12 protein-coding genes are annotated in these 11747 nt (G+C 70.2%); 6 read left to right on the top strand and 6 right to left on the bottom strand.

Annotated elements, in window-relative coordinates:
- Positions 1 to 406 precede the first annotated feature (406 nt).
- Both ElP_RS04925 and ElP_RS37645 read right to left on the bottom strand, forming a co-directional pair.
- Positions 407 to 1564 carry an ISKra4 family transposase gene (locus ElP_RS04925; RefSeq protein ID WP_197446285.1) on the bottom strand — a complete coding sequence of 386 codons (1158 nt, stop codon included), beginning with the start codon at positions 1562 to 1564 and terminating at the stop codon, positions 407 to 409.
- Entirely contained in the window at positions 1561 to 1809 is a 249-nt protein-coding gene (locus ElP_RS37645; RefSeq protein ID WP_197446284.1) for a hypothetical protein, read from the bottom strand. The genes ElP_RS04925 and ElP_RS37645 overlap by 4 nt, the downstream gene beginning before the upstream one ends.
- A gap of 349 nt (positions 1810 to 2158) precedes the next feature.
- Here ElP_RS37645 and ElP_RS37650 point away from each other — a divergent pair, with 349 nt between their 5' ends.
- The 6 genes from ElP_RS37650 (at position 2159) to dnaB (ending at position 7262) form a co-directional block, all read left to right on the top strand.
- Entirely contained in the window at positions 2159 to 2803 is a 645-nt protein-coding gene (locus ElP_RS37650) for a 50S ribosomal protein L25 (RefSeq protein WP_197446725.1), read from the top strand.
- 43 nt (positions 2804 to 2846) lie between these two features.
- Entirely contained in the window at positions 2847 to 3428 is a 582-nt protein-coding gene (pth, locus tag ElP_RS04935) for an aminoacyl-tRNA hydrolase (protein ID WP_145267573.1), read from the top strand.
- A 232-nt stretch (positions 3429 to 3660) separates the two neighbouring features.
- Positions 3661 to 4110, top strand: coding sequence for a 30S ribosomal protein S6 (gene rpsF, locus ElP_RS04940; protein ID WP_145267574.1), 450 nt, complete (start codon positions 3661 to 3663; stop codon positions 4108 to 4110).
- Between the two features lie 159 nt (positions 4111 to 4269).
- Positions 4270 to 4806 (top strand): single-stranded DNA-binding protein, encoded by a 537-nt coding sequence (locus ElP_RS04945; protein WP_145267575.1) that lies wholly within the window; start codon positions 4270 to 4272, stop codon positions 4804 to 4806.
- A 93-nt stretch (positions 4807 to 4899) separates the two neighbouring features.
- A complete protein-coding gene (gene rplI / locus ElP_RS04950) occupies positions 4900 to 5541 on the top strand; it encodes a 50S ribosomal protein L9 (protein WP_145267576.1) in 642 nt (213 codons plus the stop codon).
- Positions 5542 to 5792: 251 nt separating this feature from the next.
- Complete coding sequence (gene dnaB, locus ElP_RS04955) at positions 5793 to 7262, top strand: replicative DNA helicase (RefSeq protein WP_145267577.1); 1470 nt, start codon at positions 5793 to 5795, stop codon at positions 7260 to 7262.
- A 25-nt stretch (positions 7263 to 7287) separates the two neighbouring features.
- On the opposite strand, the gene ElP_RS04960 is transcribed toward dnaB, so the two are convergent.
- From ElP_RS04960 to ElP_RS04975, 4 genes are all read right to left on the bottom strand, one after another.
- Positions 7288 to 8700, bottom strand: coding sequence for a DEAD/DEAH box helicase (locus tag ElP_RS04960; protein WP_145267578.1), 1413 nt, complete (start codon positions 8698 to 8700; stop codon positions 7288 to 7290).
- Between the two features lie 162 nt (positions 8701 to 8862).
- Positions 8863 to 9444, bottom strand: a complete 582-nt coding sequence (locus ElP_RS04965) for a Uma2 family endonuclease (RefSeq protein ID WP_145267579.1) — start codon at positions 9442 to 9444, stop codon at positions 8863 to 8865.
- A gap of 4 nt (positions 9445 to 9448) precedes the next feature.
- Positions 9449 to 10063 carry a 2'-5' RNA ligase family protein gene (locus ElP_RS04970; protein ID WP_145267580.1) on the bottom strand — a complete coding sequence of 205 codons (615 nt, stop codon included), beginning with the start codon at positions 10061 to 10063 and terminating at the stop codon, positions 9449 to 9451.
- A gap of 64 nt (positions 10064 to 10127) precedes the next feature.
- Positions 10128 to 11615 carry a hypothetical protein gene (locus ElP_RS04975; RefSeq protein ID WP_145267581.1) on the bottom strand — a complete coding sequence of 496 codons (1488 nt, stop codon included), beginning with the start codon at positions 11613 to 11615 and terminating at the stop codon, positions 10128 to 10130.
- Positions 11616 to 11747: the final 132 nt, after the last annotated feature.

Below are 11747 nucleotides of genomic sequence, written 5' to 3' on the forward strand. Positions count from 1 at the left end.
GGCCCGGCTGTGTTTCCATCGTATCCCTACCGTGTGCCCCCCTCTATCAACTGGTCGGCCTCGACGTTGCCCCGGCCGAGCAGCTTAGGCGCACTGGGTCGTCACCCGGTACACCCTGGTCAACGGGACCGCGAGCGGCCCGCCCGTAGTGACGGAAGAACGACCCGGAGATCTACACGGACGGCGGCCGCCCGGTTCGGGGTCGAACCGGGTGGGATGCTGGTCCTGGAGGACAGCCCTGCCGGGGTCGCCTCGGCCCGGGCCTCGGGGGCGTTCGTCGTGGGGATCCCGCACGACCAGAGCCCGGCCGCCGGCCTCTCGGCCGCCAATCGGCTGGCCGTTCGGCTCGACGACCCCGGGCTGCTCGCCCTGCTCGGGGGGGAGGGCGTCTCGTTTGTAGGTGGAATCAGTTCGGTGTGGGGCACCAGAAGGCGTCCCACTGCCGATCTCCGCTCTTGAACAACGCCCGCAAGTGGCTCAGGGCGTCGGCCCCGTCGGCGCCCCACCTCATCCCCGAGCCCTTCATCCGCTGCCCGATGACCGTCTTGCACGCCGCCTCCACCGGCCCCGAGCCGATCGCCCAACCCTTGGCCACGTAGCCCGGGTAGTCCATGCGGTGCGCCTGGTTGGTGAAGTACCGCACCACCTCCGCTCGTGCTTCCTTCGCCGCGTGGCCGCGCACCTCCAGGCCTCGCAACGCCTCGAGTACGGTCGGGCCGCCCTCGTATTTCAGCCGGTGGCACCAGTCGCCCAGCCAGCCCTCCCGCGCTTCGTCGTCGCCCGGGAACAGGGCGCGGGCCAGGCCCCCCAGGTATTCGGCGGCGTGGTAGAAGTCGAGGATCACCGCCTCGACCCTCCCGAAGTTGGCACGCGCCCAGCCCTCCAGCCCGCTGCCCCCGTCGGTCAGCGCGATCCACCGCTCGGCCCGGTCCATCCCCACCTGCGCCGCCTGCCGCCGGAGCGGCTCGCCCAGGGGGGCCACGCCGCACAGCCCCGCCACGTAGCGGGCCCGGAACCGGGGCGGCGGGCCGTCGGGCCGCGCCCGGCGGGCGGACACCTCGGGGACCGGGTTGTAGACCATCGCCACGGTGGCCATCCGCCCCTCGGCCGACGACCCGCCCTCGCCCTGCTGCCCGACCCCGGTCGCGTCCGCCGCCACGTACGCGCAGGTCTTGCCCTCGGCGTCCTTGTGCCAGTGCCAGGCGCGGGCCCCGCCGAAGACCTCCCCGGCGGCCAGCCGCCGGCCGACCTCGGCCCCGGCCGCCTCGGCGGCCCGCTCGACCGTCGACTCGGCCAGGCGCAGCCCGGCCATCTTCGGCAAGGTCACCTCGGCCGCCTCGGCGAACGCCGAGAGCGCCCCGGCCAGGCAGGCGACCTCGTAGGCCGCCGGGGTCAGCGCCGCCTCGGGCACCCGCATCACGGCGTCGCCGGGGGCGAAGCCGCCGTGGCAGTGGGGGCAGTGGTAGTACGCCCGGGTGACCCGTACCGCCCCGAGCAGGCTGACCACCCGGCGGGGACGGTGGCCCATGAACTTGGCCGGCTCGAGGCAGGTCGGGCAGCTCACGCTCGACCCCCGGTACCCCCCTTTTTCCGCCCGTCGAGGGCGGCCTGAATCGCCTTGGCCCCGGTCTTGTGGACGAGGTCGCGGACCTCGTGCTCGGTCTGCCCGAAGAGTCGGTCGTCGCCCCGCGAGGCGAGGAGCTGGGCGATCCGCCAATGGTCCTCCTCGGAGGCGGCGTGGAGGGCCTGGTAGATCCGCTCGGCGTCGGCGGCCTGCTCCGGGGTCAGGCCCGAATCGGGGGTGCGCATGGCGGGATGTCCGTGCGAGGTTGTGGGTGAAATCCGTCGATCCCATCAGCCACCCCTGTTGTACGGGATTTCCCACCTACTTTCGAGACGCCCACCCTGCTCGGGGGATGAACCGGGCAGGGGACTTGCGAGGAACGACGGTGCTCGTCATAATCGCGGGATGCGCGGCCCTCGCGGGCGGCGTTTTTTTCGTTTGATGCGCGATTCGTCGCGATTGAACGAATCGAACTTGCACAGACGACGACCCCCCAAGAACCTCGCGAAGCTCCCGATCCGGTTCGCCCCGGCCCGCACCGCGCGTCGCGGGATGTCCGGGCGGGCCCGGCGACGGAGGGACGGACACCTACTCATGGCCGAAGCGGTTACCATCCAGGTCGAGCCGCGCGACCCGGCGAAGAACAAGGGCACCGGCAGCCGAGCCTCGAAGCGGCTGAGGGCAGACGGTCGCGTCCCGGCGATCATCTACGGGCACAAGCAGGATCCCGTGCCCATCTCGCTGTCGAACGACGACGTGGCGATGATGCTGAAGAAGTCGGTCCACCTCGCCCAGCTCTCCTGGGAAGGCAAGTCCGAGATGGCCGTCGTCCGGGACGTGCAGTGGGACCACCTGGGCAAGGACATCATCCACCTGGACTTCCTCCGGGTCAGCGCCGGCGAGACGGTCGAGGCCGAGGTCGCGCTGGAGATGCACGGCGAGCCGGTCGGCCTGGCCCTCGGCGGCCGCCTGGAGCAGCTCGTCCGCAGCCTGAAGATCAAGGCCAAGCCCGACGCCATCCCCAAGTCGCTCACCCTGGAGGTGGGGGGCCTGAACGTCGGGGACGCGATCCTCGTCCGGGACCTCAAGGGGCTGATGCCCGATGGGGTGACGACCGAGGCCGAGGAGAGCGTCATGCTCGTCCACGTCGTCGAGAAGAAGGCCGGATCGGCCGCCGACACCGGCGACGAAGGGGCCGAGGGCGGCGGCGAGGCCGAAGGGGCGAAGTCGGAGGCGTGACGGTCCAGGCACGCCGGGAGTCCGGATCCGGGGCAGCGGTTCGATGAGCGGTCGGAAGTTGATCGTCGGCCTGGGGAATCCGGGCCCCAAGTACGACGGGACCCGGCATAACGTCGGTTTCGAGGTGGTCGACCGGCTGGCCTCCGGGCCCGGCGGCTCCGCCGCCTCGAAGAAGTTCGACGGGCTGCTCGCCGAGGCCGAGCTCGACTTCCGACGCGTCCTGCTGCTGAAGCCCCAGACGTACATGAACCTCAGCGGCCGGAGCGTCCGGCAGGCCGTCCAGTTCTACAAGATCGAGCCCGCCGAGGACCTCCTGGTCGTCTGCGACGACATCAGCCTGCCGCTGGGCAAGCTCCGCATCCGCCCGAAAGGCTCCGACGGGGGCCAGAAGGGGTTGCGGGACATCATCGCCCAGCTCGGCACCCAGGACTTCCCTCGCCTGCGGATCGGCGTCGGCGATCCCGGCCCGATCGACGCCGCGGACTACGTCCTCGGCCGGTGGCGGAACACCGAGCGTCCCGTCATCGACGATGCCTTGATCTCGGCCACCCAGGCCGTCGCCGTCTGGGTCTCGCAGGGGTTGGAGTCGGCCATGAATCGGTTCAACGCGGCCGCGGGGGGATAGGACCCGCATCCGGCCGCCCGCAGTCGGGTTCGAACGGGTCGCCGGCGATCGGCCGGCTCCCCGACGTCTCTCAGGTTCGATCGAGATCACCCAGGAGGGCCCGAGCACCGTTTCCCCGAAGGGAGGGGAGACGGGCCGAGGCGTCCCCGGCGGTCGGAGGCCAGCCCGGCCCCGATCGCCCGGAACGACGGACGCCGAGGCTCCACGGGCCCCATGTCACGAGGAGGCCACCGTGCCGGTCAACACGTACGAGGGGATGTTCCTGCTGGACAGCACCAAGGTCACCGGCTCGTGGGAGGAGGCCGAGACCCACGTCCACGACCTGCTCCGCAAGCACGAGTCGGAGATCGTCGCCAGCCGGCAGTGGGACGACCGCAGGCTCGCCTACCCGGTCGGGCCCCACAAGAAGGGGGCGTACCTGCTCACGTACTTCCGGGTCGACGGCAGCAAGCTCCAGGAACTGGTCGGCGACCTGCACCTGGACGAGATGGTGGTCCGGGAGCTGATCCTCAAGGTCCACCCGAAGCTGGCCGATCACCTCGTCACGCAGGCGATGTCCTTCACGCCGACCGACGAGGGCGGCCCCTCCGACGACGACGACCGCCGCGACCGCCGCGACCGGGACCGGGACCGGGACCGGGGCGATCGCCGGGGCCGGGACCGCGATCGCGACCGGGACTGACCGGGCCCCGAGGCCCATCTCGATTCGTTTTCTCGGCTTGAGTCCGGACCCGGCGTGTGGTACGGTTCCATCAAGGTGACAGCCGTTTAGTGTCGCGACCCTTCATCCGACCACCATCCGCCGAGACCGGCCGAGCCGGGGCCGGGGAGGTCCGTTCCGATGGCCGACTTGAACAAGGTGTTCCTGATCGGGCGCCTGACCCACGATCCGGAGCTGCGCTACACCCCCAGCGGCGCCCCGGTCAGCGACCTCCGACTCGCCACCAGCCGCGTCTTCACGACCAAGGAGGGGGATCGTCGCGAGGACACGCTCTACATCGACGTCTCCGTCTGGAACCGGCAGGCCGAGAATTGCTGCCAGTACCTGAAGAAGGGCAGCCAGATCCACGTGGAGGGCCACCTCCGCATGGATTCCTGGGAGGACCGGAACTCCGGAGAGAAGCGGACCAAGATCCGGGTCGAAGGGGAGCGCATCCAGTTCCTCGACACGCGTCGGGGCGGCGACGACCAGGGCGGCGGCCCCCCCCGAAGCGACGTCGAGTATGACGAGCCCCCGGCCCGCCGCGCCCCCTCCGGCGGCGGCGGCGGGGAGCCCCGTGGCGGCGCCAACGGCTCCGGGCCTCGTCCCTATGCCCCGCCTCCCCGGCGTCCGGCCGCCGGGAGTGAGGAGCCGGCCGACGAGGATATCCCGTTCTAATCCCTTTCCACAAGGCACGTTCAGGCGAACGTAAGGCTCGACCCGCCGACGGCGCGGGCCCCGCGCCGACCGTCGAGACGAGGACGCGACACCATGGCCAAGACCCCGACCAAGAGCAAGAGCAAGCAGGCCAAGTCGGCCGCCAAGGCCGCCCGGGCCCTGGCGCACGCCCAGACCCAGAGCCAGGCCGCCCAGGAAATCCTCGGCGCCACCCGGCGGCCCGGGTGGGAGCGTCGGCACAACCACCCGACCCGGCCGAAGAACGGCTTCATGCATATCCTGCTGACCAGCAAGGTCGCCAAGCTCGGCGACCCCGGCGACCTGGTCAAGGTCAAGCCCGGCTACGCCCGGAACTTCCTGCTGCCCCAGGGGCTGGCCACCTTCGCCACCCCGCACAACCTGCGGATCGTCGAGAAGCACCGGGCCCGCCTCAAGGCGCTGGAAGAGGCCAAGCGGTCCGACCTCCAGAGCCTCGCCGCCCAGCTCTCCCAGCGGTCCATCACCATCGAGGCCAATGCCAACGAGGAGGGGCACCTCTACGGCTCGGTCAACTCCCAGCAGATCGCCTCGGCCCTGGCGACCGACGGCTTCCAGGTCGACCCCGAGAACGTCCGGATCGAGGGCCCGCTGCGGGAGCTCGGCTTCTACAGCATCCCGATCCACCTGGGCATGGAGATCACCGGAGAGGTCAAGCTCTGGGTGGTGCCGACGCACATCGAGGAGGACCAGGGCTGATCGTCCTGCCGTGCCGATCGTGGCGGACTTGAGGGCCGGGGGGGTCGGATTCACCCCCCGGCCCCGGATCGATTCGCCCCCGATCCCCGCGCCGGCCGATCGATTCCGGTAGAGTCGGCCGGCCGCATCGCAGCCATCCGGACGTCCGAACGGCCAGGGACTCGGCCCCGCGGCGATCGCCCGCTCCGGCCCGGTCCGCGTCGTGACGGCCTGGCCATTCGCCGCCAGCGATCGGTCGGAGCTGCTCGACGATGTCCCCCTATGCAAACGGCAATAGCAACGGGAACGGGAACGGCCACGGCAAGGGCCACGGGCAGCATCGCCATTCGGCGACCGCCTCGGGCCCCCCGGATGATCGCCTCCCCCCCCAGAACCTCGAGGCCGAGCGCGGCGTGCTCGGCTCGATTTTGCTGGACAACGAGGTCCTGCACGAGGTCGTCCCGCTGCTGCAACCCCCGGACTTCTACCGGGACGCCCACCAGGTCGTCTACACGGTCGTCCGGGAACTGTACGACAAGGGCCAGCCGGTCGACACCCTGCTGCTCGCCGAGGAGCTCCAGCGCCGGGAGCAATACGACCGACTCGGCGGCGACGAGCTGATCGGTTCCATCATCAACAGCGTCCCGCATGCCGCCAACGCGCTGCACTACGCGGTGATCGTCCGGGAGAAGTCCGTGCTCCGCCGCCTGATCGGCGGCGCCCACGAGATCCTCAAGGACAGCTACGACAGCCTCAAGTCCGCCGACGAGGTGCTCCAGACCGCCGAGCGCCAGATCTTCCGGATCGCCGAGGAGCAGGCCAGCGGCGAGACGGTCGACCTGCAGGACATCGTCACCGAGGCGATGGACCGCATCGCCCTGCGGTCCGAGTCCCGACACCCGATCACCGGTATCTCCAGCGGCCTGCTCGACCTGGACGACGTGACCACGGGCTTCCAGGGCTCGCAACTGGTCATCCTGGCGGCCCGCCCGAGCATGGGCAAGACGGCGCTAGCGCTGAACATCTGCGAGCACGTCGCGATGTCCCAGCACAAGGCCGTCCTGTTCGTCTCCCTGGAAATGGGCAAGCTGGAGATCGCCGACCGGATGCTGGGCGCCCGGGCGAAGGTCGACGGCCACAAGCTCCGGACCGGTCAGGGGCTCGGCCAGCGCGACATGACCATGTTGGGCCGGGCCTACGACGAGCTCCGGGGCGGCGCCCCCGTGCTGATCGACGACACGCCGACCCGCAACATGCTCCAGATCACGGCGAACGCCCGCCGGATCAAGCTCCGACAGGCCAAGACCACCCAGGACCTCGGCCTGATCATCGTCGACTACATCCAGCTCATCGAGCCCGATTCGGGCGAGAACCGCGACAGCCGACAGGAGCAGATCGCCAAGATCAGCCGGCGGCTGAAGACCCTCGCCCGGGAGCTGAACGTCCCCGTCATCGCCCTCTCCCAGCTCAATCGAGGCGTCGAGAACCGCGAGGACCGTCGCCCCCGGATGGCCGACCTCCGCGAGTCGGGCGCCATCGAGCAGGACGCCGACATGGTCCTGCTCCTGCACCGCCCCGAGTATTACGACCCCAATGACCAGCCCGGCGTCGCCGAGCTGATCGTCGCCAAGAACCGGAACGGCCGCACCGACACGATCAAGATGACCTTCCTCCGCAACTTCATGAAGTTCGAGAACCTCGCCGCCATCGCCGACGGCCCGATCGACGCCGGGACGTTCTGAACCCCGGGTTCCCCGGCCGACTCGGTCAGCCGCCGCCGTAGGCGCTATGCTTGCGGCGGCGGCTGGAGGTGAATTCCTCGACGGTCCCCCTCGTGATCACCTCGTAGAGGGTCGCCTCCTTGTCGCCCCGCTTGCGGAGGATCCGGCCGAGCCGCTGGACGTGCTCCCGGACCGAGCCGGTGCCCGAGAGGATGATCGCCACGTTCGCCTCGGGCACGTTCACCCCCTCGTTCAGCACCCGGCTGGTGGCGACGATCGGGAACCGGCCGTCGTTGAACCGCAGGAGCACCTCGCGGCGCTCCTTGGTCTTCGTCTGGTGGGTGATGACCGGCACGAGGAATCGCCGGGCGATCTGGTAGACCGTCGCGTTGTCGTGCGTGAAGATGATGATCCGGTCGCCGTGGTGGTGGTCGAGCAGCCTCCCCAGCAGCTGGAGCTTCGCCGGGGCGGCCAGGGCGAGCTCACGCTGCTCCCGGTACGCCTGGTAGGCGGTGCGGCCCTCGGTGGAGCGGAAGGCGAGCCGGAGGAACTGGCCCCAGGCGTCGGGGCGTCGGAAGTCGATGCCGTGGTCCCGGGTGAAGTTGCGATAGACCTCGCGGCACGATTCGTAGCGGAACTGCTCCTCCTCGCTCAGGGTGACGTATTGCGTCTCGACCCGGTAATCGGCCAGGAACTGGCCGCGGAGCTGGGTGATCTCCTTGCGGTAGACGATCGGGCCGATCAGCCGGTCGAGCTGCTCGTGGGCGTTGTCGGCCCGCTCGGGGGTGGCGGTCAGCCCGAGGCGGAACGGGGCGATGGAGCAGGTCGAGGCCAGCCCGTAGGTCGGGCCGGGCAGGTGGTGGCACTCGTCGAAGACGAGCAGGCCGAACTTGTCGCCCAGCCGGGCCATGTTCATGTAGGCGGAATCGTAGGTCGTCACCGTCAGCGGCTTGACCTCGTAGTAGCCGCCGCCGAGCAGGCCGACCTCCACGTCGAAGCAGAGCGTCAGCTCGTCGAACCACTGGTTCATCAGGTCGATCGTCGGCGTGACCACCAGCGTGGGGCGCTGGGCCGCGTTGATGGCGAGGTTCGCCATGTGGGTCTTGCCCGTGCCGGTCGGCAGCACGACCACCCCCCGCATCCCGCCCGCTGACCACGCCTCCAGGGCCTCGGTCTGGTGCGGGAACGCCGGCTTGTCGACCCGGATGTCCCACGGGGTCTTGCCCTGGTAGTCCCGGGCCCGGTCGTCGTAGGGGATGCCGTGGTCGCGCAGGTGCTGGACGATCTCCCGGTACCAGATCGCCGGTGCCCGGTAGATCCCCCGCCGTCTCGAGTCGAACTGGAGGCCGGGGATCCCCCGGGAGTCGTGCTCGGGCAGGCCCTCGACGACGATCGTCCCCTCCTCGAAGGTGAGGGCGAGCCGGTTCGGATCGGTCGTCGCCGCCGGTTCGGCACTCATGCCGGGCCTCCCGGATCGCCGCCACTCGGCCCGTGTCTGAGCCATCGCGAGGCCTTGCCGACCGGCAGCAGGAATCCGCGGACGACGGGGGCTCCGTCGCGGATGCTGTCGTCGACCACCTTCGGGGTCCTGGTCATCATTTCGCTCCCCGTTTCGCGAGGGTCATGCGTCGCCGGGCCATCCCCTGAGCCAGCCGAAGACCTCGGCGACCGGCAGCCGGAGGTCGGGGAGGACGGGGGCCCCGTCGAGGACGTCTCCGGTCGAGAGCCGGACGGCCTCGAGGCCGGGTCGATAGACGTCGATCGAGCGACGTCCCGGATGGACGAGCCAGCCGAGCGGGCAGCCGTGGGCCGTCGAGTGGACCAGCTTGTCGTGGGCGTCGCTCGTCGACTGCCGGGGCGAGATGATCTCGATGTGGAGATCAGGCGGCCGGTCGACCTGCCCGGCCGGCTCGCCGTCGGAGTCGAAGGTGACGTGCTCACGCAACATGAACGCGACGTCGGGGATGATCGACCGCCCGTCGAAGGTGCATCGGAGTTCAGGGATCGCCTCGCCCCGGTGGCCGGCGGCCCCGTCGAGCCGGTAGAGGAACTGCTTGGTCAGCCGACCGTGCTTATACTGGGGCGACACCTTGGGCACGATCCTCCCATCGATGTATTCCAGGTACGGACGCCGGTCGATCTCGGGGAGTTCGAGGAACTCGTCGAGAGCGAGGCCGTCGCTCGCCTTCGGGATGCTCGACATGGCGTCACGCCTCCAGGTCGGGGCTCGGGTCCCCATGGAAAGGATACCGCGCCAACGGGCGCCACGGCCCCCCGAGGTAGGCCCAGAGCCGCAGCGAATCCCCCATCCCTGTCCAGGGCTCGAACTCGTCCCGGTAGGCGGCGAGGCCGACTCGGGCGGCGGTGCGGTCGGCCTTGTTCATCAGGGTGACGTGGGGGCGGAAGGTCTGCCGGTCTTGGGGGGAGAGCCAGGGGGAGAAGGCGTCGTCCAGCCGGCGGTGCAGGGGGGCCAGGCCGGGCACGTCGAGCCCGAGGGCGAAGCCCGAACCGAGGGGAACGACCTTCGAGAACCGCAAGGCGATCGGCGGCCGGGCCCCGGCCGCCTCTCCCAGTTCGGCGGAGACGGCGTCGAGTTCTTCCGGCGGGAGCGCGTGGAACAGCGACAGGTGCGCGGGGATGAGGTTCCGATCCGTGGGGAAGAAGCGGCGTCGGAGGCCGTCGAGCCGGTCGAAGGTCTCCGCGTCGAATCCGAGGGTGACGATCAGGGGGGTGGTCGGTCGGGGCTCGAACAGGGGATCGGCCTCCCAGGCGCCGGGGGGAGGGCGGGCCGCCGGGGCTCCCTCGCCCCGCTGGACATCCATATCCCGAGCCTATCGCATGGTCCGGCCCGGGGCCAGGGGGCCGGCCCGTGCGATCGGTGCGTCCTCAGCCGTGGCCGTAGCCGCGGTCGAAGGCGTCGATGCTGCGGATGTGGTCGGTGTAGACGGTCCGGAAGGTGTCCTGGTCGACCGACCAGCGGGGGTCGTCGACGGTGTGGCGGTGGCAGTGCTCCTCGATCAGGCGGTGGAGGAACTTGAAGAGCTGCCGGGGGGTGCGGAGGTGGCCCAATGCGTCCTTCAGGGCGTCGTCGGCAACGGCCTCGTCGACAAACTGGCGGAGGCGGGGGCCGCCATCGGTGCGCTCGCCGTCACCGTCGCCGTCGGGGGTGCAGGCGCGGAGGCGGTCGGTCGCCAGGTCGTAGAGCGACGGTCCGGTCCAGCGCAACGGCTTGATCATGTTCAGCTTGTCGGGCCGGGCGCGGTCGTAGAAGTCCTTGTCCATCTTGTCCAGGTAGTAGGCCAGCTCGATCGGCAGCAGGAGCTTCAGGCCGATCCCCTGGTGTCGGAGGAACTTGTGGTCGAGCAGCGGCCAGACCAGGGCCTTCATCTTCCTCGGATCGCCCTCGATCGCCTGGGGCTCGTCGACGCGGTCGACCAGCACGATGATCCCGCCGTAGCCGAGGTCTTTGAGCACCCCCTGGAACTTCCGGAGCAGTTCGAACCGCTCTTCACCTTCCCCACCCTTCGAGGCGGTCGGCATCGGCTGGCCGGCCAGCTCGGTCGGCCGGAACCAGAGCAGCTCCCAGCGCAGGGCGCCGGGATCCCGGCTCAGGACCCGGAGGGCCTTGCGGATGTCCCGGGCCCGCAGTTCGGCCCGGAGCAGCCGCCAGCCCCAGTAGAGCCAGCCGATCGCCACGATGCCGACCAGCCAGGGGGTGATCGACCAGTCCCGGAGGGCGCCGAAGGACGCCAGCAGCGCCGCGACGATCACCGTCACCCCGACGCCGATCTGGAGGTCCCGGCGGCTCCAGAGCGGGCGGAATCCGGATCGGCGTCGCAGGCGGTCCCAGCGGCGGTCGATCGGCTCACCGGTCGAGGCGTCGTAGAGCGCGGCCAGCAGCAGCAGGTCCCGGCGACGGTCCAGAGAGAGACGGGTCAGATCCGCCTTCTCCTCGGTCAGGCGGTCGACCAGCTGGGTGACCCCGAGCGAGAGAATCGCGTCCATGTGATCGTGCAGCTTCCACCGGGAGAGGGCCGAGGCGGTGTCCCGGGCCTTCAAGGCGGTGCGGAAGTGGTCGAGGAAGGGGTTGAATTCGTCGTAGGAGATGACGAGGACGCGGGAGTCGGGGTGGTCGGCGTTGTACCCTTCCAGCTCGGCGATGGCCTGGAGCCTCATGGCGGTCTTGCCGCTGCCCTTCTCGCCGAAGACCAGGGCGGTGGAGGGCTCGGCCGGGCTGCCGAAGAACTTGTCCCAGGCCGGGTGGTGGATCGTCCAGAGGCAGCCCCGCTTGAAGACCGTGTCGGTCTGGGCGTCCTCCTCGCTGAAGGGGTTACCGACGATCCCGTAGTGCTTGAGGAACTGGTCCGTCTTCATCTGATCGCCACGTCCTTGGGACGGAGGGTCGGAGATCGGCGGGGTCGCCTTCGAGTCCCGGCTCGGGCCTATGGTGATACCCGAACCCGGGCCGGCGACGCAATCTCAGCAGGGTCGGCCGCCGGGCGAGGT

Origin of the sequence: Tautonia plasticadhaerens (assembly GCF_007752535.1) — a bacterium.
GTDB classification, from domain to species: domain Bacteria; phylum Planctomycetota; class Planctomycetia; order Isosphaerales; family Isosphaeraceae; genus Tautonia; species Tautonia plasticadhaerens.